Genomic DNA, 21,596 nt, shown 5'->3' on the forward strand with positions numbered 1-21,596 from the left:
GTCACTGGGCGGCCGTCGCGCAGCCGCTGTCCTTCTCGCTCAGGAACGCCTCCTTGCCGGGGATGGTGGCGAGGTATTTGTAATAATCCCAGTCCTTGGTGCTCTCGCTGGGCGCCTTGACCTGGTAGAGATACATATCGTGGACCATGTTGCCATCGGCCTGGACCTTGCCGCCGGTGATGACGGCGTCGTCCACCGGCAGCGAATGGAGTTGCTTGGCGACCGCTTCGGTCTCGTCGGTGCCGGCCTTGTCGATCGCCTTCAAATACTGCGTCACCGCCGAATAGGTCGCGGCCTGGATCATGTTCGGCATGCGGTTGGTGCGCTTGAAGAAGCGCTGCCCGAATTCGCGGCTCTTGTCGTCGCGGTCCCAGTAATAGCCCTCGGTCAGCACGACGCCTTGCGCCGCCTGCAGGCCGAGCCCATGCACCTCGGCCAGTGTGAACAGGAGCGCCGCCAGGCGCTGGCCGCCCTGGACGATGCCGAATTCGGCCGCCTGTTTGATGGAATTGGAGGTGTCGAGGCCGGCATTGGCCAGCCCGATGACCTTGGCGCCCGACGATTGCGCCTGCAGCAGGAAGGACGAATAGTCGGTCGCGCCGAGGGGATAACGCACCTCGCCCAGCACCTTGCCGCCATGGCTCTCGACGAACTTGGCGGTCTGCTCCTTCAGCGAATAGCCGAACGCATAGTCGACGGTGACGAAGAACCAGCTGTCGCCGCCCTGCTGGACGAGGGAGCCGCCGGTTCCCACCGCCTGCGAGTGGGTGTCATAGGCCCAGTGGAAGCCGTAGGGCGAGCACTGCTTGCCGGTGAGGTCGGTGGTCGCCGCACCGGTGACGATGTCGATCTTCTTCTTTTCCTTGGAAATCCCTTGCACGGCGAGCGCGACCGAAGAGGTCGTCAGCTCCATGATGGCGTCGACCTGCTCGGTGTCATACCACTGGCGGGCGATGTTGGAGGCGATGTCGGGCTTGTTCTGATGGTCGGCGCTGATGATCTCGACCGGCGCTCCCTGCACCTTGCCGCCGAAATCCTCGACCGCCATCTTGGCCGCCTCGACCGACCACTTGCCGCCGAAATCGGCGTAGACGCCGGATTGGTCGTTGAGGATGCCGATCTTGACCTTGCCATCGGAAATCTCGGCGGCCGAGGCGGGGATAGTGGTGGCCGCGAGAAGCGCGGCGGAAACGACATAGCGTAGCTTCATGAGTTTACTTCCTCCCAATGTGGATGAATCCGCCCGCCCCCTACGATCGTCATCCGCAAGCACTATGCAACATTAGGAAAATGAGGCGGAAGGGCAAGGGGCGGCCCCGGATTTCATGACGGCGAGACGGCCCATGGCGTGCGACACGACTATGTGAAGCTCGACCTGCCGCGGACCGAGCTTGTCTGGGCCCGGATGGCCTCAGCCCTCGGCGGCGACGAGATGGCCGTTGCCGACGTCGCTGAGCGCCAGTTTCAGCGGCGCCTCGCCGATGCGGCGGGTGGCGCTGGGGATTTCCTGGTCGAGGCGGGCGAAACGGCTTCGGCGACGCGCCGGATCCGGCACCGGCACGGCTTCGATCAGGCGCCTGGTGTAGGGATGGCGGGGGTTGGAAAAAACCTGGTCGCGTGTGCCCATCTCGACGATCTGGCCCAGATACATGACGGCGACACGGTCGGAGATATTCTCGACCACCGCCATGTCGTGCGAGATGAAGAGATAGGCGACGCCGAATTCGCGCTGCAATTCCTTCAGGAGGTCGAGCACGCGCGCCTGCACCGAGACGTCCAGCGCCGAGACGCTCTCGTCGGCGATGATCAGCTTTGGCCTGAGCGCCAGCGCACGCGCGATGCAGACGCGCTGGCGCTGGCCGCCGGAAAATTCGTGCGGGTAAAGCTCCATCTGGTCCGATGACAGGCCGACGCGATCGAACAGCGCGGCGACCCGCTCGCGGCGTTCTTCCTTCGAGGCGATGCCGTGGATCAGCAGCGGCTCGGCGACGAGGTCGCCGACGCGCATGCGTGGGTCGAGCGAGGCGTAGGGGTCCTGGAAAATCATCTGCACGTCGCGGCGCACCGCCTTGCGCTCGTCGCGGCCGAGGCCGGACAAATTGCGGCCGCCGACGACGATGTCGCCGCTATACGGCACCAGCCCGGCCAGCGCCTTGGCGGTGGTCGACTTGCCGCAGCCGGATTCGCCGACCAGCGCCAGCGTTTCGTTGGGCGCGATCGAAAAGCTGACGCCCTCGACGGCGTGAACGCGGCGGGTGACCCGGCCGAAGACGCCGCCGCGCAGGTCGAAGCGGACGTGCAGATCGGTGACCTCGGCGACCTTCGCCGGCGTTGCGGCTTCGGTTTCCCTAGATTTCTGACGGCCGGCGCCGCTGCCGATGCGCGGCACGGCGGCCAGCAGCTCGCGCGTGTATTCGGCTTGCGGGTGGGCGAAAATGTCCGACGTCTTGCCTTCTTCGACCATGCGTCCATGCCGCATGATGATGACGCGATCGGCCATTTCGGCGACAACGCCCATGTCGTGGGTGATCAGGATGACGCTGGTGCCGTGCTTCTGCTGCAGGTCGCGCAGCAGCTCCAGCACCTCGCCCTGCACGGTGACATCGAGCGCGGTGGTCGGCTCGTCGGCGATCAGCACGTCCGGTTCCAGCGCCAGCGCCATGGCGATCATCACCCGCTGGCGCATGCCGCCGGAGAGCTCGTGCGGAAATTGCCTTAGCCGGCTTTCGGCCTCCGAAATGCGCACCGCCTTCAACGCCTCGACGGCGCGCTGGCGGGCCTCGTCCCGCGACAGGCTGGTGTGCGCCTCGATGGATTCGGTGAGCTGGCGACCGATCGACAGCACCGGGTTGAGCGAGGTCATCGGCTCCTGGAAAATCATGGCGATGCGGTCGCCGCGGATATGGCGCATCCGGCGTTCGTCGAGGGCGGTCAGCTCGGTGGCGCCAAGGTGGATGGTGCCGGCGGAGATGCGCGCGGCGGGCTGCGGCAGAAGCTGCATGATCGCAAGCGCGGTCATCGATTTGCCGGAGCCGGATTCGCCGGCGATGCAGAGCGTCTCGCCACGCTTGAGCGTCAGGGACAGGTTGGAGACGACCTCGCGGGAGCCCTCCTCGCCGCGCACGGAGACGCAGAGGTTGGCGATGGTGAGGATGGTTTCGGGAGTTGAGGTCATTGGGGAGGCAGCCCGGAAAGGGATTTACTCCGGCACGCCCCCCTCTGCCCTGCCGGGCATCTCCCCCGCAAGGGGGGAGATTGGCAGTTCCCACGCCCCGCCTCTCTTCCAACGGTGACGATTGGCGAAAGCCCAAGCGCGATCCGATCTCCCCCCTTGCGGGGGAGATGGCCGGCAGGCCAGAGGGGGGTGTCTAGACGCTGACCTGTCATTCAAACACGCAGCGCGGGAAGTAGAACGACACCACCCAGTTGGGCATGTCGACGATCTCGCTGATGCGGAGATCGCCGCAGACCGAGGCCAGCATGTAGGCTTCGACCGGGTCGATCTGGTAGCGGCCGGCGAGCAGGTCGACCATCTGCGCCACGGCCTCCTTCGCGCCCGCCATCAGGTCCGGCCCGATGCCGGTCGTCACCTCGTAGCCCTTGGCGTCGAGATGGCGTGTCACCGGACCCGGCGTGGTGAAGCGCGGCGTTTTCAGCCGCGCATCTTTCACCAGGTCGAGTTTCAGCACGACGTTCATCGGGCTTTCGATCGCCGTGCCGCAGACCTCGCCGTCGCCTTGCGCGGCATGCGTGTCGCCAACCGAGAACAGCGCGCCCGCCACCTCCACCGGCAGATAGAGCGTGGTGCCGGCGGCGAGATCGCGGATGTCGAGATTGCCGCCGACGCGGCGCGGCGGCACCACCGAGTGGTGGCCCATTTCGGCCGGCGCGTTGCCGATGGTGCCGGCGAATGGCTTTAGCGGCACGCGAGCGTTTTTGCCGAACAACGCCGGCTCCAGCGAGGCGGCATCGTATTTCCAGATGTTGAGCGCCGGCTCCTGGAAATCGTCGGCGAGCAGGCCGAAACCGGGAATGTTCGCCGTCCAGCCGAAGCCGGACGGTTTGAACATCTCGATCGTCACCTTCAGCGCGTCACCCGGCTCGGCGCCTTCGACGAAGATCGGCCCGGTGACCGGATTGATCTGGCCAAAGTCGAGCTTGGCGATGTCGGCGACGGTGCTGCCGGGCTGCAACTGGCCGCCCGAGGAATCGAGGCACTGGAACTCGATGGTCGAGCCTGGCGCCACCCGCTCGGCCGGGACAAAGGAATTGTCCCAGCCGAAATGGTGATGGCGCCCGTGGATGGTGTAATCGCAGTTATTGCACATCTTTTACGTACACATTGTCATAGTTGATCGGGATATGGACCGGGTCGACATAGAGGTTGTCGGCGCCGCCCATGCGCGCCGATTTCATGGTGAAGCGCTGTTCGTTGAAGACCGGCGCCCAGGGGGCGTCCTCCATCACCTTGTCGTAGATGGCGCTCCACATCTTGTCGCGCTCGGCGGCCTTGGCCGGGTCGACCACCGAATCGGCCTCTGCCGCCTTGGCGTCGAGATCCTTGTTGCAATACCACGACCAGTTCCAGCCGCCCGGTACCGCACCGGCGCAGCCGAGGATCGGGCCGTAGAAGTTGGACGGATCCGGGAAGTCGGCGATCCAGGCCATGCCGCCCGACCAGATCATCGGCGCGCCGGCCTTGTCGCCGCCGGCGGCGATGACGTTGGCCTGGGCCAGCGACTGGATGCTGGCCTTGATGCCGATAGCCGCCAGGTCCTGCTGGATCGCCTGGGCGATGCGCGGGTTGGGGTCGGTGTTCATGGCGAACAATTGCGTGTCGAAACCGTCGGGATGACCGGCCTCGGCCAGCAGCGCCTTGGCCTTGGCGACGTCATAGGGGTAGCCCTTGTACGCCTTGTCGTAGCCGGGCATCGACGGCGGCAGCGGCTGGTTGGCCGGCACGGCGCGGCCGTTGATGATCTGGATGATGCGCGCCTTGTTGAGCGCCATGTTGACGGCCTGTCGCACCTTCACATTGTCGAACGGCGCCATGGTTGTGTTCATGGTGACATAGCCGGTGTGCAGTTGGCCTCCTTCGACGACACGCGCCTTCTGCTCGGGATCGGCCATCACCTCCTGGAATTTGGCCGGCGGAATGCCGTCGCCAGGCACGTCGATCTCGCCCTTCTGCAGGCGCAGAAGCGCCACGATCGGCTCCTGGCCGATCTCGAAGGTGATCTTGTCGAGATGCGGCAGGCCCTTGTGCCAATAGTCCGCGTTGCGTTCGAAGACGATGCGCTGGCCAAGGGTCCATTCCGCGAGCTTGAAGGCGCCGGTCCCGACCGGATGCTTGCCGAAATCGGCACCGTATTTCTCGACCTCTTCCTTCGGCACGACATGGGAAAAGTTGATGGCCATGACATGCAGGAAGGTGGCGTCCGGGCGGGTCAGCTCGAACTTGACAGTGTAGGGGTCGACGACGGTGACGCCGGAAAGCGTCTCGGCCTTGCCGGCGGCGACATCGTCATAGCCCTTGATCGAGCCGAAGAAGCCGGCGCCGGGGCTCTGCGTCTTCGGATTGGTGACGCGGTCGAGCGAATATTTCACGTCTTCGGCGGTCATCTCGCGGCCATTGTGGAACTTCACGCCATGGCGCAGCTTGAAGGTGAAGGTCTTGCCGTCGGGCGAAATCTCGTAGCTCTCGGCGAGGTCGGGCTTGAGGTTGGTGGTGCCGGGCTCGTAGTCCATCAAGCCGTCGAACAGGCTCTTGATCATCGACCAGTTCTGCCAGTCATAGCCGATGGCCGGGTCGAGGGTCGCGACGTCGTCCTTGTAGGTGATGGTGATGGCGCCGCCCTGCTTGGCGTTCGGGTCGACGGTGTCCTCGGCGCGGGCGCTTGTCATGCCGAGCATCAGCGCCAGCGCCGATGCCGCGACGGTCGATGCGAGAAACTTCTTCATTGTCCTGTTCCCTTTCTCTGTTTGTTTTCTGGTTCATCTCAGTTTGATACGGGGGTCGATGAAGGGCGCGATGATGTCGGCCAGGAGATTGCCGAGCACGATGGCGAAGGCCGAGACCAGCGTGACGCCCATGATGATCGGGATGTCGACACGCTGGATGGCTTGCCAGGCGAGCTGGCCGATGCCGGGCCAGCCAAACACGCTTTCGACCACGACGATGCCGCCCATGAAGATGCCGATGTCGATGCCGATCATGGCGACGACCGGCAGGATGGCGTTGGGCAGCGCATGGCGGAAAATGATGGCGCCCCGAGCCAGGCCCTTGGCACGCGCGGTGCGGACGTAATCCTGGCGCAGCACGTCGATCATCGACGAGCGCATCATGCGCGCATACCAGCCGGCGCCGAGGATGCCCATGGTGAGCGACGGCAGCACGAGATGGCGCCATGTGCCATAGCCGCCGATCGGGAACCAGCTCAGCCTGACCGCGAAGACATAGAGCAGCAGCAGGCCGACGACGAATTGCGGCGCCGAGACGCCGATGAAGGAGGCGACCATCAGGGTCTGGTCGGTGGCGGTGCCGCGCTTGACGGCGGCGATCAGGCCCATCGAGAGGCCGATCAGCAGCTCGCACAGGATGGCCCCGACCATCAGCAGCAGGCTCGCCGGCAGCCGCGAGACGATGAGTTCGGTCACCTCCGAGCGCTGGATGTAGGAGCGGCCGAGATCGCCGCTGACGAGCTTCGTCAGATAGTGCCAGTACTGGACGACGAAGGGCTGGTCGAGGCCGAGCTGCTGGCGGATGTTCTCGACCGTCTGCGGCGTGGCGCTGCGGCCGGCGATCTGGCGCACCGGATCGGCGGGCAGGAGATAGAGCAGCGCGAAGGTGATCAGCGAGACGCCGAGCAGGATGAGCAGCGACTGGATCAGCCGGCGGCCGAGATAGGCGATCATGCCCGGCCCCTTTGCGTCGGATCGAGAATGTCGCGCAGCGCGTCGCCGATCAGGTTGAAGGCCAGCGCCAGGGCCAGGATCGCGGCGCCGGGGAAGAACACCAGCCAGGGTGCCGCCTGGAAATAGGTCTGGTTCTCGAAGATGATATTGCCCCATGACGCCGTCGGCGGCTGCACGCCGATGCCGAGGAAGGAGAGCGTGGCCTCGAGCAGCACCGTGGTCGAGATGCCGAGCGTGCCCCAGACGATGATGGTCGGCAGGAGATGCGGCAGGATGTGGCGAAACAGGATGCGCGGCGCGCCGGCCCCGATGGTGCGTTCGGCACCGATGAACTCGCGTTCGGCGAGTGACGAGGTCTCGGTGTAGACGACGCGGGCGGTCTGCACCCAGTTGACCAGCGCGATGACCATGGCGACGATCCACAGGCTCGGCTGGAACACCGCCGCCAGGCAGATGGCGAGCAGCAGCGCCGGAAACGCCATCATCAAATCGGTGAAGCGCATCAGCGCGCCGCCGATCCAGCCGCGGAAATAGCCGGCGGTGACGCCGACCAGCGTGCCGATCAAAAGCGCGACGCCGTTGGCGACGATGCCGATGATCAGCGAGGTGCGCGCGCCGTAGAGGATGCGGGTCAACAGGTCACGCCCGAGCAGGTCGGTGCCCAGCCAGAATTTCGCGCTCGGCGGCAGAGGCGAGCCCTCGATGGTGAGACCGTCGAACATCTGTTCGTTGGGATCGTAGCCGGTCAGCCATGGCGCCAGGATCGCACCGGCAACGACAATGGCGACGATAACCAGGCCGAGCAGCGCCAGGCGGCGCTTGACCAGCCGGCGCCAGACACCGGCGCGCGGTCTGGCCGGCATGCGCCCTGCCATGAGATCAGGCGCGATGGGGCTGGTCATCGCCGCTCTCTTCCCCGATCTGGGCTTCCCCGGTCCTGGTTTCCCCGGTCTTGGCTTCCTCCATCATCGCCACGATTCGGCGCGCGGCGTCCTCGACGCTGATCTGCCAGCTCATCGCCAGCGAGCGCAGCTGCGCATAGGCGCGGTCGTCGTCGCCGCCTTTCGACAAAGCCGAGACAGCCCGCACGATGGTCTGGCGTTCGGCGACCCGCTGGCGCAGCGCGGCAATTTCGCCGGCTAAATGTTTTCTCGCCTCGAAACTCTGGCGCGCGATCAGCAGCGCGCTGTAGACACCGGCATTGCCGACCGGCTTCAGGAGCTGGGCGTCGGCCTTGTGCGACAGCGCCCATTCGATGCGGCCCGGCGCCTCGGAACCGATCAGCGCCACCAGCGGCATCGGCGCCTCGCCCGGCTTCCAGGGGAATTGCTCGTCGAAGCCGAGGTCGGCGTCGAAGAAGACGAAGTCGGCGGCCAGCGCCTCCGGTGCCAGTTCCGGCCAGCAATCCACGGTGACAAGGCCGATGGCCGACAATTGCCTGGTGATCGCCTGCACCGTCGGGTGCGGGCGATGCAGGACAAAGGCCCTGGCGCCGCCGAGATTGGGGATGCGCGGGGTTCTGGTCACGACACCACCCGCAAACGTGGCCGGCCGAATGTCTTTGCGGGGTCGTAGCGCGACAGATACGGATCCGGCGCGACCTCGTGCTGCCGGCTGACGACTTCGAAATAGCCGTCCGCGATCCGGCCGATGATGACAGGCAGCGTGGCGTGCTGGGAATGGGCGTCGATGGCGATCGGGCCGAGCCTCGTGGAGAAGCGCCGCTCGGCGAAGGCCTTGGAAAATTCCGCCGGGCCGGCGTCGGGATCGCGCGACAGCACGTCGGCCATTACCTGCACCGAGGCATAGGCGGAGGCTTCGAAGGACGATGCGAAGGCGGCCGGCCGCGGCGCGAAATACGGTCCGACCGACAGATGACCCTTGCCCGTTTCGCCGATCGCCGGCAGTTCGCCTTCGGTCAGGTTGCAGGAGATCACCGGGCAAGATTCAGGACTGAAAGCCGCATCCTCGCCCGCCAGATCGCGATAGGCCGCCAGGAAGGCATAGGACGAGGTGCCGATCAGGTTGTTGAGGATGAAGTTCGGCCGCGTCGCGCGGATCTCGGCGATCAGCCGCGACACGTCGGTCTCGCCGATGCGCAGATAGCGCTCGCCCAGCACCTTGCCGCCGGCATCGGCGATGAGGTCGCGCGCAACGCGGTTCATCTCCCAGCCCCAGATGTAGTTCGACCCGAGCAGGAAACCGTTGGCGCCGAAGCGCGGCACGACATGGGCCATAAGCGGCACCAGATGCTGATTGGGACAAGCGTGCATGTAGACGACATGCTCGTTGGCCTCGAAGCCCTCATAGGGGCAGGCATACCAGAGCATGCCGCCCGCCTTCTCCAGCACAGGGATGGTCTCCTTGCGGCTCCAGGAAGTGACGCAGCCGACGACATGGCGTGCACCGCTGGTCCTGAAGATGTCTTCGCACAGCGTCGCGTAACGGTCGGCATTGCTTTGCGGGTCGCGCTCGACCGGCACCAGTTCGATGCCTGAGCTCCTGTCGGCGTTGATGTCGGCGATGGCGCGCATGGCGCCCATCCGGCACGCGTCGGAGACGAGCTGATAGCTTCCCGAGCGGGAATAGAGGATGCCGATCTCGATGCGCCGTTTCAAACCGATCCCCAAAATGACAATGCCCCGCAGCCAGCGCCGCAAGGGCGAGGCATACGAGGCATATTTGCCGCCCGGCGATCAGAGCCGGTATTTTGCCCTAGCGTATTCGGTCCGGCGGGTCAGTCAAGCCCTCAACGCCATCCGCGTCAAACACCGAGTGTCCGGCCATCGCTGGTTCCCGCGAAATCCGCTGCCGCTATCTGGCCGCCGGCCTGTGTTGGCGGGCATAGGCCACGCAGGCATCCACGGTGCTGACACAAAGCGCGTCGCGCTTGTTCGGCAGGTTGTTGTCGCCGGCGTAGGCGACTTCGGCGACACGGCCGCCGACCATGCGAACCTGCGTGTCGCAGTAACCGCCGGGAGCGACATTGACGGAACCGCCGACCGTCGGGATCGCCCCCACGGCCAAGGCAGGAACGACGACGCTGAGATTGCCGCGCTGGACGACGCGCTTATAGGTCCAGATCTGCCCGGACTGGCCGACTTCCGCGGTGGCGGTCGGAAATCCCGCGCACATTCGGACGTCGGCTTCGCTGAGGCCGACCATCTCCTTGCGTGCCGCGGCCGCCGTTGATCGACCTTGGCGATGCGCGACGTGTCGTCGGGAACGACGCAGGAGGACTGGATGACGACGAGGAGGCCAGAAAGGGCAAGCTTTCGAATGCAGGAAAATGTCATACCGATTATTGAGATCGCGTGGCGCCCGGCCGCCCTTTCTACCTAGGCAAGCCGACGGTCGGATCAACCCGCGCAGCTTCACGAAAAAGTGGCTGAGCAAGCCGCAAAGCTTTTTGACTTCGCCTGGATGAACCCGGCAGCCAACGAGGGCCGTCCATCATTTTCGGGCGACGTCCTCGAAGCTCAAATCGAACGCATGAGATATTTGCGCAGCCGGTCGGCAGAGGCGGGCTCGTTGAAAACTTGACTGCCTTCCCGACATCTCCGGATGGCGGCGCGGCGCCGTCATGGTCGACCCGGCGGCGTCCTGTGCTCACATCCCTGAGTTTTTTGAGACAATATTCCCGGCTTTGCCGAGAACGGCGAAACACGTTCTTTGATAAAATCAGTAGAATTTCTGACGATGTGAACAAGCCTCGGCAATCCGCCTTGCTGCCATGACTTCACAACCGCAGAGATCAATCATGTCCGATCCCAACAACACTTTGCCCTTTTCCCCACGGTCACCCCTCACCCGCCGCGGCGGCCTCGCTCTGCTGTTCGCGTCGGCCGTCGCGATCGGCAGCCTGATGGCGCCGCATGCGTCCTTGGCCGAGGACAAGAAGGCGATCAAGGTCGGCATCATCAGCGGCGAGGACGAGGATGTCTGGCGTGTCGTCGTCGCGCAAGCAGCCGAAAAGGGCCTCAGCATCGAGACCGTGGTGTTCAACGACTACACCCAGCCCAACGAGGCGCTGGAGCGCGGCGAGATCGACGCCAACGCCTTCCAGCACCAGCCCTATCTCGACAACCAGATCAAGACGCAGGGCTATCACATCGTGCGTGTCGGCTATACCGGCGTGTGGCCGATCGGCCTCTACTCCAAGAAGTACACCAAGGTTGCCGATCTGCCGGAGGGCGCGGTGATCGGCGTGCCGAACGACCCGTCCAACGAAGGCCGGGCGCTGCGCGTGCTGCAGAATGAGGGCGTGATCAAGCTCAGGGATGGCACCGGCATTCTCGCCACCACCGCCGACATCGCCGAGAATGCGAAAAAGGTCGAGATCAAGGAGTTGGATGCCGGCATCGTCGGCCGCTCGGTCGAGGATCTCGACGCCGCCGTGGTCAACACCGATTGGGCGCTGAAGAGCGGCCTGACGCCGGAGAACCGCGTCGCTCAGGAGCCGATCGCAGACAATCCGTACCGCAACTTCATCGCGGTCAAGGTCGGCAATGAAAACGAGGCCTGGGTGAAGACGCTGGTCGCGTCCTACCAGAACGAGGCTGTGAAGGCCGAGTTCGACAAGGTCTACAAGGGCACCGGCCTCAGTGCCTATTGAGTTATGCGGGCACTGACGTGCCTTTGACAGCTTAAGCGGCCCGCGCGATGCGCGGGCCGCGATCGCATTTCGGGACCTGCCGATGAACCAGCATTTTATCGCAACCACCGAGGCCGCGGATCAGGCCGCCACGCAGGACGTGGTGCGCCTTGTCGACCTGAAGCGCCGCTTCGGCCAGACGGCGGCGCTCGACGGCATTTCCTTGACGGTGCGCAAGGGCGAGGTTCTCGGCATCATCGGCCGCAGCGGTGCCGGCAAGTCCACCCTGATCCGCTGCCTGAACGGATTGGAGCGGCCTGACACCGGCGAGGTGTTCATCGAAGGTCGCGAGATCAGCCGACTTGGCGAGCGCGAGTTGCAGCCGCTGCGACGGCGCATCGGCATGATCTTCCAGCATTTCAACCTGCTGTCGGCCAAGACCGTCGAGGACAATGTGGCGTTGCCGCTCAAGATCGAGGGCCGGCCGAAGGCGGAGCGGCTGAAGCGGGCGGCGGAGCTGCTCGATCTCGTCGGCCTGTCGGAGAAGGCAAAAGCCTATCCGGCGTCGCTGTCCGGCGGGCAGAAACAGCGCGTTGGCATCGCCCGAGCGCTTGCCGCGCGGCCAGCGCTGCTTCTGTCGGACGAGGCGACCTCGGCACTCGACCCGGAGACGACGCGCTCCATTCTCGCCCTGCTGAAGGATATCAACCGCCAGCTTGGCCTGACCATCCTTTTGATCACCCACGAGATGGAGGTGATCCGCTCGATCGCCGACCGCGTGGCGGTGATCGACACCGGACGCATCGTCGAGGAAGGGCCGGTCTGGTCGGTGTTTGCCGATCCGCAATCGGACATCACAAGACGCCTGCTCGGGACCATCCGGCCGCAACTTCCGCCGGAGCTGGCGGCGCGGCTGCTGCCGGGAGCCGGCACCGAAACGGTCTTGCGCGTCGACGTGGCGGGCGAGGCGGCGCGCGAGCCGCTGCTGTCCGACCTTGCGGCCGCCGTGCCCGGTCCCTTCCGCCTCGTCCATGGCGGCATCGACCACATCCAGCAGCAGCCGGTCGGAACGCTGTTCCTCTCCGTTCCCGGCAGCGATGCGAGCCATCTCGCAGAAACCATCACATTCCTGAAGTCCCGCCAGGCGCGGGTGGAGGTGCTTGGCCATGTCGCCAGTCCTGTTTGAGCTTCTGTTGCGATCGATCTGGGAGACGGTGCTGATGACGGCCGCCTCCGGCCTGATCTCGCTCGCGTTCGGCCTGCCGCTCGGGCTGGCCCTGATTGCCACCGAACGCCGCGGCATCGCCGAAAACCCCTGGGTGAACCGCGTGCTCGGCGCCGTGATCAACGGCTTCCGCTCGGTGCCGTTCATCATCCTTCTGGTGGCGCTGATCCCCCTGACGCGGCTGATCGTCGGCACGTCGATCGGCACATGGGCGGCCATCGTGCCGCTGTCGATCGCCGCCACGCCCTACTATGCGCGGATCGCCGAAGTGTCATTGCGCGAAGTCGACCACGGACTGATCGAGGCGGCGCGCGCCATGGGCGGCAATCGCTGGACCATCATCCGCGAAGTGCTGGTGCCCGAGGCGCTCCCCGGCATCGTTGCCGGCTTCACCGTGACGCTGGTGACGCTGGTCGGCGCCTCGGCGATGGCAGGAGCCATCGGTGCCGGCGGCCTCGGCGACCTTGCCATCCGTTACGGCTACCAGCGCTTCGAGACGTCGGTGATGATCGCCGTGGTGATCGTGCTGATCATCCTGGTCTGCGGCGTCCAGTGGGTCGGTGACCGGCTGGTGGCGCGGCTGGATCGGTGGGGATAGTGAGCCGGCTGGTATTCAGGGCCGACCATGAGCTTCTCATGGAGCGTCGGCGATGGTCACCATGAGTAATTTGAGAGCCACAACGATTTCCAGCCAAGCCGCGCTAGCCCCTCAGCCTCGCCCCTTCCGGGTCGAAGAACGGCATCGGCACCACCACCGCGCGCGTCGGCTTGCCGTCAATATCAATGCTAAGTTCCGTGCCTATGGCCGTGAAGGGCAATCGCAAATGCGCTGTCGCCAGCACCTTGCCCAGGGAATAGCCGTGGTCGCTGTAGGTGACCACGCCGGCGTCCTCGCCGTCGGCCATCACCCGTGCATCCGTCGCGGACGGCTTGTCGCCGTCGAGGATCAGCCCGGTCCAGCGCTCGTCGAGGCTCTCGTCGCGCACCTTGAGCAACGCGTCCCGGCCGATGAAATCGCCCTTATCGAACTTGATCCAGCGGTCGAGGCCGACATGGAACGGCGTGCGCGTCTCGTCCATGTCGATGCCGTGCGCCGGATAGGCCTTTTCCAGGCCGAGCGTGAACATGGCCAGCACGCCATAGGGTTTCAAGCCGAAAGCTTGGCCAGTGCGCATCAGCGCGTCCCAAACCGAGGTCGCCTCGTCGGCCGGCACGAACAGCTCGAAGCCGAGTTCGCCGGTCACGCCTGTACGGGAGATCAGGACCCGCGTTCCGTTGATATGGCCTGATGTGAAGGCCCAGCGCTTCAATCCGTCGAGATCAGCGTCCGAAATCATCGCCTTCAAGAGATCGCGCGAGCGTGGGCCCTGGATGGTCGGGAAGGCGACGGCGGCCGTGATGTCGGTGACATAGGCCCTGCGCCCTTGCGCATGATGCTGGAGCCAGGGCAGCATCTTGAGGCGGTTGACCGAACCGGTGACCAGCATGAAATGCTCCGCGCCCAGCCGGAAGACGGTGAGGTCGTCCATGATGCCGCCGTCCTCCCGACAGACGGTGGAATAGCGTACTTGGCCCGGCTTCATCGCCGCGGCGTCATTGACAATGACATGGTTGACCAGCGCCTCGGCGTCGGCACCCTTGATGTCCATCTTGCCCATGGTGCTGAGGTCCTGCACGCCAACATTTTTACGCGTATTCAAATGTTCGTCGGCGATGCCGGAATAATGTTTGGCCGAGATGAAATCGCCGCCGACCCGACCCATGGCCGCACCCAGCCCGACGATGCTGCTGTAGAAAGGGGAGCGCCGCTCAGCCACGAAAATCTCCATCATTCATAAAAAATCGGCAGCGCCGGGTGGCGCCGCCGAGCTCGATTGGTACCGGGATCAACTCCCGTAGACGTCGAATGAAAAATACTTGTCGTTGATTTCCTTGTACTTTCCGTTGGCGCGCAGCGCGTCGATTGCCGCGTTGAACTTGTCGGCCAGTTCCTTGTTGCCCTTCTGCAGCGCAATGCCGACCCCCGGGCCGTGAATGGCCGGGTCGGCCGTCAGCGTGCCGAGCAGCTTGCAGCAGGCGCCGTCGGGCTTCTTCAGCCATTCGGTGAGGATGATCGAGCCGTCCATCATCGCGTCGAGGCGGCCATTGGCCATGTCGGTGCGGGCGTCGTCGCCGGTCGGGTAGGCCTTGACGGTCGAGCCCGAATATTTCTGCTCGGCGAAATTCTGGTGGATGGTGGCGCTCTGCACGCCCAGCACCTTGCCTTTCACATCGTCCGGCGAGGTGCCCGCGATGGTCGAGTCCTTCGGCACCGCGATGGCCGGCGGCGTCTGGTAGTATTTGTGGGTGAACTCGACCTTTTCAGCCCGCTCGGGCGTGATGGTGATGTTGATGATGGCATCGAACTTGCCGGCCTGCAGCGCCGGAATAGAGCCGTCGAAATCCTGTACGGTGAACTCGCATTCGACCTTCATCTGCGCGCACAGCGCCTTGCCGAGATCGATGTCGAAACCGCCCAGCGTGCCGTCGGCATTGGCGTGATTGAAGGGCGGGTAGGCACCCTCGGTACCGAGCCTCAGCTTCTTCTCCTGGGCGGAAGCAGCACCGGTGGCGAGCGCAAAAGCTACGGAAGCGGCAAGCGCGAAACGACCGAAAAGACGCATGGTCCAGATCTCCGTTGACCGGCGAAGTCTACGGGCTTTCATGCTCCCGGCGGAGACGGAAACGACATGTGCCGCGGCGATCGCGGCGCGGTGCGGTTGCTCCGCGTCCGGTCAGGTTCCTTGTGCCTCGGCCCCGAACAGAGCCCTGGCTTGCTCCGTCGTGTAATAACCAAGCTGGACGTCCCGCGCGACCAGTTCCGGATCGCGCTCACGCGGATCGCCATAGCCGCCGCCACCCGGCGTGCCGACGCGCACGCGGTCGCCGGCCTTCAGCGGGATGTCCTGCTCCTTGGAGAGGTGCGGCGGCACATGCTCCTCGCCGTTGCGGAACACGGTCACGCTGTTGGGCTCGCCATCCCGACCGCCAAGGGCGCCCTGCGGACCGAAACGGCCATGGTCCATGACAAAGGAGGCGCGCGCCTCGCCGCGCAGGATCTCGACCTCATAGGCGAGGCCAAAACCACCACGATGCTTGCCGGCGCCGCCCGAGCCTTCGCGCAAGGCATAGTGGCGATAGAGCACCGGAAAGGCCTGCTCCATGATCTCGACCGGGGGCGACTTCGAAATGCCGATGGTCGAGCAGCCATTGGTCAGGCCGTCATGCCCCGAATTGCCGCCATAGCCGCCGCCGGATATCTGGTACATGACGTAGTCGCGGCCGCGCGCCGGATCGTTGCCGCCGAGCGCGAAATTGCCGCTGGAGCCGGCTGGGGCCGCCGTCACCTTGTCGGGCAGCGCCTGCACCATAGCCGCGAACACCGCCTCGGCGATGCGCTGCGACACTTCCGCCGCACAGCCGGACACGGGGCGGGGGTATTTGGCGTCGAGGAAAGTGCCTTCCGGCCGCTTGACCTCGAGCGGCTCGAAGGCGCCGGCGCTGATCGGCACGTCCGGAAAGATGTGGCGCATGGCGAGATAAACCGAGGACAGGGTCGTCGCCAGCACGCTGTTCATCGGTCCCGCACAAGGCTTTGACGATCCTGAAAAGTCGAAGGTCAGCGTGTCGCCCTTCTTGTCGACTGCGAGCGCTATGGTCAGCGGTTCGTTGACCACCCCGTCGGAATCGACAAAAGCCTTGGAGCGGTAGGTGCCATCGGGAATGGCCGCTATATTGGCGCGCATCTGCTCGGCGGCGCGGCGGCGTAGCTCGGCGATCGCCTCGACAACGGTTTCGTGTCCGTAACGATCCAGGGTTCCATTGAGCCTGTCCTGGCCGATCAACAGCGCGGCGGCCTGCGCCCGGATGTCGCCGATGCGCTGGTCGGCGACCCTGATGTTGGAGCAGATGATGGCGTAGATTTCAGGGTCGAGCACGCCCTTCTTGAACAGTTTTACCGGCGGCAGCCGCAGACCCTCCTGCTCGACAGCGGTCGCGGACGCGGAGAAGCCGCCGGGCACGGAGCCGCCAATGTCGGGCCAATGGCCGGTGTTCGACAACCAGCAGAAGATCTTTCCGCCGCGATAGACCGGCATGGCGAAGCGCACATCCATCAGATGCGTGCCGCCGAGATAGGGATCGTTGACGATGTAGATGTCGCCCGGCTCCGGGGCCAGGCAGCGGCCGTCGGCGATCATCTCGATCACCGTCCTGGTCGAATATTGCATGACGCCGACAAACACCGGCAGGCCCTCACTGCCCTGCGCGATCAGCGAGCCGTCGACGGCGGAATAGATGCCGTCCGAGCGGTCGTTGGCCTCGGCGATCACAGGCGAGAAGGCGGCGCGGGAAAAGGTCAGGTCCATCTCGTCGCAGACCTGCTGCAAAGCGGCCTGGAGCACCGAAAGCGTGATGGCGTCGAGCTTTGCGCTATCCACTGACATGTCAGGCCTCGCCAATGTCGATGATGATGTTGCCGTCTGCATCCGAGCGCGCGCGGTCGCCGGGTTCGAGCACGGTGGTCGCATCCATCTGTTCGAGGATCGCCGGCCCTTCGATGACCGCATCGAGCGGCAGCTTTTCCCTGCTGTAAACCGGCGTGTCGTGCCAGCGCCCGGCGTACCAGACCGGTCGGATCTCGCGCCGCGCCCCGTCGAGCGTCCTTGCCCGCCCGGCCGGGTCGATCAGCCGCGACAGGTCGATCGCCGGTCGCACGCCGGTGACCGAGGTGTTGAGGTTGACGAGGTTGGCGCGGATTTCCGGCAGCTCCACCTTGAAGCGGGCGAAATAGGCTTTCTCGAACAACGCCTGCAATTGGCTCCGGTTCACCGACGCGGACGGAAGCGGCACGTTGATGATGTGGGTCTGGCCGACGAACTGCATGTCGGCGGAGTGGGTGACGCGGATCGTTTCCGGCTTCACCGCTTCCTTGGCGATCAGCTCTTCGCCTTCGTTCCGGTGCCGTTCCAGTACCTGGTGAAGCTGGCTTTCGTCCAGCACGGCCACGGGCTGGTTGATGGTGTTGACGAAGTCATGGCGCAGATCGGCGACGACGCAGCCGAGCGCGTTGGTGATGCCGGGCCGCGCCGGCACCAGCACTTTGGGCAGGCCGAGTTCGCGCGCGAGCGCCGTCGCATGCAGCGGCCCGGCGCCGCCGAAGGCGAACAGCGCGAAATCGCGGGGATCATGGCCGCGCGACACCGACACCATGCGGATGGCGCCGGCCATCTTCATGTTGCCGAGCCTGAGCACAGCGCCCGCCGCCTCGACACCCGACAGGCCGGTTGCCTTGCCGATCCTGTCCTCGAAAATCCTGGTGACGCGCTCCGATGTGACCGGGTTTTCGACGGCGAGCAGCTTCTTCGGCGCCAGCCGGCCGAGCACGAGGTTGGCGTCGGTGATCGTCGGCTCGGTGCCGCCGCGCCCATAGCAGATCGGGCCGGGATTGGCGCCAGCACTTTCCGGGCCGATCTGGATCAGGCCGGCCGCATCGACGCGGGCGATCGAGCCGCCGCCGGCGCCCACCGTGTGCACCGCCACCATCGGCACATGGATGGGCATGGCATATTCGATCTCGATCTCGTTCGAGACCGCCGGTTCGGCGTTGCGGATCAGCGCCACATCGGTCGAGGTGCCGCCCATGTCGTAGGTGACGAGGTTTTCGAAGCCTGCGCGCTTGCCCGTATAGGCGGCAGCGATAACGCCGGAGGCGGGGCCCGACATGACCGTCTTGGCCGATTCACGTGTGACGAAGCGGGCCGAGATCATGCCGCCATTGCCGTTCATGATCAGGAAGTCGCGGGCATAGCCCTTGTCGGCCAATTCCTTGCGCAGCCGCTCGACGTAGCGCTCCAGGATCGGCTGCACCGAGGCGTTGACCGAGGCCGTCACCCCGCGCTCGAATTCGCGCGCCTCCGACAGCAGCGCATGGCCTGACGTGATGTAGCCGTTCGGCCAGGCTTCGGCGGCGATCTCGGCGGCGCGCCGCTCATGCGTGGGGTTGGCGTAAGAGTGGAGGAAATGGATGACGAGGGATTCGCAGCCGGCCGCGATGAGCGCCTGTACCGCCTCGCGCATCTCGGCTTCATCGAGCGGCGTGCGCACCGCACCTGATGCCTCGACGCGCTCCGACACTTCGAGGCGCAGGTTGCGCGGAATGATTGGGACGAAGGTTCCGGTCATGCCATAGGGTTGCGGCCGCGTTCGCCGGCCGAGTTCGATCACGTCGCGAAAGCCGCGCGTGGTGATCATGCCGGTCTTGGCCAGCCGGCGCTCCAGCACCGCATTGGTGGTGGTGGTCGTGCCATGCACGATGAGGTCGATGCCGTCGATCGGAAAGCCGGTGGCGCCGAGCGCCGAAACCACGCCAAAGGCCTGGTTGTCGACAGTGGTCGGGGTCTTGGCCAGATACACCTTGCCACCGTCCCTGCCGTCGATCAGGAGCAGGTCGGTGAAGGTTCCGCCGACATCGATGCCGGCGACGACGCTGCCCAGGGAATCCGGCGGCTGCACCGAAAAATTCTCTTTCATTGTCGAAACCCGAAATGCTGAGGCTACGGAAATGCCGCAGTTTGGAAAGGTGTTTTACGGCGGCACCTTGACGCAAATATCGTTTGTATACTAATAAATTCCGGACACAAGAGCTTACCGCTTCGGTAGCGTGCATGGCATGCCGGAACCTGAATGGTTCGGGCGCGCACGGGAAAGTTTGGCGCCCGCGTCTCTCATTGGGCGAGAAGGTTGGAATCGATGAACACCACGCCCGCGTTCAACACCGCTGAAGCCCGTCCGCTGCAGTTTCCGATTCCGGCCAATGTCTATGCCGAGACCGTCGTCTCGGTGAAACACTATACCGACCGGCTGTTCTCGTTCCGCATCACCCGGCCGCAGTCGCTGCGCTTCCGCTCGGGCGAATTCGTCATGATCGGCCTGCCCAATGCCGAGAAGCCGGTGTATCGCGCCTACTCCGTCGCCAGCCCGGCCTGGGACGAAGAGCTGGAATTCTTCTCGATCAAGGTGCCGGATGGCCCGCTGACCTCCGAATTGCAGAAGATCCAGGTCGGCGACACCGTCATCATGCGCCAGAAATCGACCGGCACGCTGGTCGTCGACGCGCTGACCCCGGCCAAGCGCCTGTTCATGATCTCGACCGGCACCGGCATCGCGCCCTTTGCAAGCCTGCTGCGCGACCCCGACACTTACGAGAAGTTCGACCAGCTGATCCTGACCCACACCTGCCGCGACAAAGCCGAGCTGATCTACGGCCAGGAGCTGGTGGCGGCGCTCGAAAGCGACCCGCTGATCGGCGAGCTGACCACTGGGCGCGTCACGCTCTACAATTCGACGACCCGCGAAGAGTCGGCGCGCATGGGCCGCATCACCGCGCTGATCGGCTCCGGCAAGTTCTACAGCGACCTCGGCATCGAAAAGCTCAATCCCGAAACCGACCGCATCATGATCTGCGGCTCGATGCACATGCTGAAGGACGTCAAGGAGATGGCCGAAAGCCTCGGCTTCCAGGAAGGTTCGCTCAGCCACCCCTCGAGCTTCGTCGTCGAACGCGCCTTCGTCGGCTGAGGCCAGCGCGTCTCCCAGGAAGCTGATTTTTGACAGCTGCTTTCGCGGCCTTTTTCAGCTATCCCTCGCTTGAGGACTCGTGAAGCGCGACTTCGCGGGCTATCTTCGTGCGTGTCGCCCAAAACTGTCGACGGCTTTGGGAGAAGGATGCGCGCGTGAGATATCAAGCGCACGCCGCTGAAGGAAAGGGCAGGAGATGAGCAGCACAATCCGCGAAGCCGATCTTGGCCCCAAGGTGACGCCGCTGCCCGCGCGCGCCGCCGCCAACACGCCGGTGCCGCTGGACCATCACATCGCGCGCAATCCTGGCCTGAAACTCGACCTCGGTTTTCTTGAATCGGTACGCAGCGTCAACCGCTCCGCGCTGGAACGCCGCGTCGCCAGCCTGACCAAGCGGCGCTCGATCAAGGCCGACAACCAGGCAGCCTGGCTGCTGCGGGCGATCGCCTGCATGGACCTGACGACGCTCAACTCCAACGACACCGAGGAGCGCGTGCGCCGGCTCTGCGCCAAGGCGATCAACCCGCTGCGCCGCGACATCATGGAAGGCCTCGGCATTGCGGACGAGACCATCCGGCCCGCCGCCGTCTGCGTCTACCATCCCTTCGTCGCCACGGCCGTGGACGCGGTGCGCGGCACCGGCATCCATGTCGCCGCGGTCTCCACCGCCTTTCCGCATGGGCTGGCGCCGCTGTCGACCCGGTTGCAGGAGATCGAGGCCTCGGTGAAGGACGGCGCCGACGAGATCGATGTCGTCATCCCGCGCGGCCTGGTGTTCGGCGCCAAGTGGCGCGAGCTTTATAATGAAATCGTCTCGATGCGGGCCGCCTGCGGCGACGCGCATCTCAAGGTCATCTTGGGCACCGGCGACCTCGCCACGCTGCGCAACGTCATGCTGGCCTCGATGGTGGCGATGATGGCTGGCGCCGATTTCATCAAGACGTCGACCGGCAAGGAAAGCGTCAATGCCACACTGCCTGTCGGCCTCGCCATGGTGCGCGCCATCAGGGCCTATTTCGAGGAGACAGGCTATCTCATCGGCTTCAAGCCGGCCGGCGGCATTTCCACCGCGAAAGTCTCGCTCGACTGGCTGGTGCTGATGAAGGAAGAACTCGGCCGTCCATGGCTGGAGCCGGAGCTGTTCCGCTTTGGCGCATCGAGCCTGCTGACCGATATCGAACGTCAGCTCGAGCATCATCTGACCGGGCATTATTCGGCCAATCACCGCCACGCGATGGCTTGAGC

The 21,596-nt window shown here is 64.9% G+C and carries 18 protein-coding genes; 5 read left to right on the plus strand and 13 right to left on the minus strand.

Annotated features, from left to right (window positions below; all coding sequences use genetic code 11):
- Window position 1: 1 nt before the first annotated feature.
- The 9 genes from FJ543_RS16535 to FJ543_RS16580 form a co-directional block, all read right to left on the minus strand.
- On the minus strand, window positions 2–1,210 hold the full coding sequence (locus FJ543_RS16535; RefSeq protein WP_140824648.1) for an ABC transporter substrate-binding protein: 1,209 nt from the start codon (window positions 1,208–1,210) through the stop codon (window positions 2–4).
- 201 nt (window positions 1,211–1,411) lie between these two features.
- Window positions 1,412–3,175: an ABC transporter ATP-binding protein gene (locus FJ543_RS16540; RefSeq protein WP_140875959.1), complete on the minus strand. Its 1,764-nt coding sequence runs from the start codon at window positions 3,173–3,175 to the stop codon at window positions 1,412–1,414.
- 208 nt (window positions 3,176–3,383) lie between these two features.
- Window positions 3,384–4,328: an acetamidase/formamidase family protein gene (locus FJ543_RS16550; RefSeq protein WP_015314626.1), complete on the minus strand. Its 945-nt coding sequence runs from the start codon at window positions 4,326–4,328 to the stop codon at window positions 3,384–3,386.
- A complete protein-coding gene (locus FJ543_RS16555; RefSeq protein WP_015314627.1) occupies window positions 4,318–5,961 on the minus strand; it encodes an ABC transporter substrate-binding protein in 1,644 nt (547 codons plus the stop codon). Before FJ543_RS16555 ends, FJ543_RS16550 begins: the two co-directional genes overlap by 11 nt.
- Window positions 5,962–5,994: 33 nt before the next feature.
- Window positions 5,995–6,915: an ABC transporter permease gene (locus tag FJ543_RS16560; protein WP_015314628.1), complete on the minus strand. Its 921-nt coding sequence runs from the start codon at window positions 6,913–6,915 to the stop codon at window positions 5,995–5,997.
- Window positions 6,912–7,817 carry an ABC transporter permease gene (locus FJ543_RS16565; RefSeq protein ID WP_140875961.1) on the minus strand — a complete coding sequence of 302 codons (906 nt, stop codon included), beginning with the start codon at window positions 7,815–7,817 and terminating at the stop codon, window positions 6,912–6,914. The genes FJ543_RS16560 and FJ543_RS16565 overlap by 4 nt, the downstream gene beginning before the upstream one ends.
- On the minus strand, window positions 7,795–8,442 hold the full coding sequence (locus FJ543_RS16570) for an ANTAR domain-containing protein (protein ID WP_140875962.1): 648 nt from the start codon (window positions 8,440–8,442) through the stop codon (window positions 7,795–7,797). The genes FJ543_RS16565 and FJ543_RS16570 overlap by 23 nt, the downstream gene beginning before the upstream one ends.
- Entirely contained in the window at window positions 8,439–9,533 is a 1,095-nt protein-coding gene (locus FJ543_RS16575) for a transporter substrate-binding protein (RefSeq protein ID WP_140660260.1), read from the minus strand. The genes FJ543_RS16570 and FJ543_RS16575 overlap by 4 nt, the downstream gene beginning before the upstream one ends.
- Window positions 9,534–9,729: 196 nt before the next feature.
- The gene (locus FJ543_RS16580; RefSeq protein WP_246678830.1) at window positions 9,730–10,050 is read right to left on the minus strand and encodes a hypothetical protein; all 321 of its coding nucleotides are present in this window, start codon (window positions 10,048–10,050) and stop codon (window positions 9,730–9,732) included.
- Window positions 10,051–10,675: 625 nt separating this feature from the next.
- Here FJ543_RS16580 and FJ543_RS16585 point away from each other — a divergent pair.
- The 3 genes from FJ543_RS16585 (at window position 10,676) to FJ543_RS16595 (ending at window position 13,332) form a co-directional block, all read left to right on the plus strand.
- The gene (locus FJ543_RS16585; RefSeq protein WP_140875964.1) at window positions 10,676–11,530 is read left to right on the plus strand and encodes a MetQ/NlpA family lipoprotein; all 855 of its coding nucleotides are present in this window, start codon (window positions 10,676–10,678) and stop codon (window positions 11,528–11,530) included.
- Between the two features lie 82 nt (window positions 11,531–11,612).
- Window positions 11,613–12,695, plus strand: a complete 1,083-nt coding sequence (locus FJ543_RS16590) for a methionine ABC transporter ATP-binding protein (protein WP_140875966.1) — start codon at window positions 11,613–11,615, stop codon at window positions 12,693–12,695.
- On the plus strand, window positions 12,676–13,332 hold the full coding sequence (locus FJ543_RS16595) for a methionine ABC transporter permease (RefSeq protein ID WP_140875968.1): 657 nt from the start codon (window positions 12,676–12,678) through the stop codon (window positions 13,330–13,332). The genes FJ543_RS16590 and FJ543_RS16595 overlap by 20 nt, the downstream gene beginning before the upstream one ends.
- Window positions 13,333–13,435: 103 nt before the next feature.
- Here the strand turns inward: FJ543_RS16595 and FJ543_RS16600 are convergent, their stop codons facing one another.
- The 4 genes from FJ543_RS16600 to FJ543_RS16615 form a co-directional block, all read right to left on the minus strand.
- Window positions 13,436–14,566, minus strand: coding sequence for an aminomethyltransferase family protein (locus tag FJ543_RS16600; protein ID WP_140875970.1), 1,131 nt, complete (start codon window positions 14,564–14,566; stop codon window positions 13,436–13,438).
- Window positions 14,567–14,620: 54 nt separating this feature from the next.
- Window positions 14,621–15,397, minus strand: a complete 777-nt coding sequence (locus FJ543_RS16605) for an ABC transporter substrate-binding protein (RefSeq protein ID WP_140875972.1) — start codon at window positions 15,395–15,397, stop codon at window positions 14,621–14,623.
- 111 nt (window positions 15,398–15,508) lie between these two features.
- The gene (locus FJ543_RS16610; protein WP_140875974.1) at window positions 15,509–17,218 is read right to left on the minus strand and encodes a hydantoinase B/oxoprolinase family protein; all 1,710 of its coding nucleotides are present in this window, start codon (window positions 17,216–17,218) and stop codon (window positions 15,509–15,511) included.
- 1 nt (window position 17,219) lies between these two features.
- Window positions 17,220–19,304: a hydantoinase/oxoprolinase family protein gene (locus FJ543_RS16615; protein WP_140875976.1), complete on the minus strand. Its 2,085-nt coding sequence runs from the start codon at window positions 19,302–19,304 to the stop codon at window positions 17,220–17,222.
- Window positions 19,305–19,523: 219 nt separating this feature from the next.
- On the opposite strand from FJ543_RS16615, the gene FJ543_RS16620 reads away from it, so the two are divergent.
- Window positions 19,524–20,351, plus strand: coding sequence for a ferredoxin--NADP reductase (locus tag FJ543_RS16620; protein WP_140875978.1), 828 nt, complete (start codon window positions 19,524–19,526; stop codon window positions 20,349–20,351).
- 196 nt (window positions 20,352–20,547) lie between these two features.
- Window positions 20,548–21,594 carry a deoxyribose-phosphate aldolase gene (deoC, locus tag FJ543_RS16625; RefSeq protein WP_140875980.1) on the plus strand — a complete coding sequence of 349 codons (1,047 nt, stop codon included), beginning with the start codon at window positions 20,548–20,550 and terminating at the stop codon, window positions 21,592–21,594.
- Window positions 21,595–21,596 lie beyond the last annotated feature (2 nt).

The organism is Mesorhizobium sp. B2-5-7, assembly GCF_006440875.1.
GTDB classification, from domain to species: Bacteria; Pseudomonadota; Alphaproteobacteria; order Rhizobiales; family Rhizobiaceae; genus Mesorhizobium; species Mesorhizobium australicum.

Coding starts and splice junctions, on each gene's coding strand:
- FJ543_RS16580 (WP_246678830.1), bottom strand. CDS start 10,050: ATGTGCGCGGGATTTCCGACCGCCACCGCGGAAGTCGGCCAGTCCGGG.
- FJ543_RS16555 (WP_015314627.1), bottom strand. CDS start 5,961: ATGAAGAAGTTTCTCGCATCGACCGTCGCGGCATCGGCGCTGGCGCTG.
- FJ543_RS16540 (WP_140875959.1), bottom strand. CDS start 3,175: ATGACCTCAACTCCCGAAACCATCCTCACCATCGCCAACCTCTGCGTC.
- FJ543_RS16535 (WP_140824648.1), bottom strand. CDS start 1,210: ATGAAGCTACGCTATGTCGTTTCCGCCGCGCTTCTCGCGGCCACCACT.
- FJ543_RS16615 (WP_140875976.1), bottom strand. CDS start 19,304: ATGAAAGAGAATTTTTCGGTGCAGCCGCCGGATTCCCTGGGCAGCGTC.
- FJ543_RS16620 (WP_140875978.1), top strand. CDS start 19,524: ATGAACACCACGCCCGCGTTCAACACCGCTGAAGCCCGTCCGCTGCAG.
- FJ543_RS16585 (WP_140875964.1), top strand. CDS start 10,676: ATGTCCGATCCCAACAACACTTTGCCCTTTTCCCCACGGTCACCCCTC.
- FJ543_RS16565 (WP_140875961.1), bottom strand. CDS start 7,817: ATGACCAGCCCCATCGCGCCTGATCTCATGGCAGGGCGCATGCCGGCC.
- FJ543_RS16595 (WP_140875968.1), top strand. CDS start 12,676: ATGTCGCCAGTCCTGTTTGAGCTTCTGTTGCGATCGATCTGGGAGACG.
- FJ543_RS16600 (WP_140875970.1), bottom strand. CDS start 14,566: ATGATGGAGATTTTCGTGGCTGAGCGGCGCTCCCCTTTCTACAGCAGC.
- deoC (WP_140875980.1), top strand. CDS start 20,548: ATGAGCAGCACAATCCGCGAAGCCGATCTTGGCCCCAAGGTGACGCCG.
- FJ543_RS16610 (WP_140875974.1), bottom strand. CDS start 17,218: ATGTCAGTGGATAGCGCAAAGCTCGACGCCATCACGCTTTCGGTGCTC.
- FJ543_RS16605 (WP_140875972.1), bottom strand. CDS start 15,397: ATGCGTCTTTTCGGTCGTTTCGCGCTTGCCGCTTCCGTAGCTTTTGCG.
- FJ543_RS16550 (WP_015314626.1), bottom strand. CDS start 4,328: ATGTGCAATAACTGCGATTACACCATCCACGGGCGCCATCACCATTTC.
- FJ543_RS16590 (WP_140875966.1), top strand. CDS start 11,613: ATGAACCAGCATTTTATCGCAACCACCGAGGCCGCGGATCAGGCCGCC.
- FJ543_RS16560 (WP_015314628.1), bottom strand. CDS start 6,915: ATGATCGCCTATCTCGGCCGCCGGCTGATCCAGTCGCTGCTCATCCTG.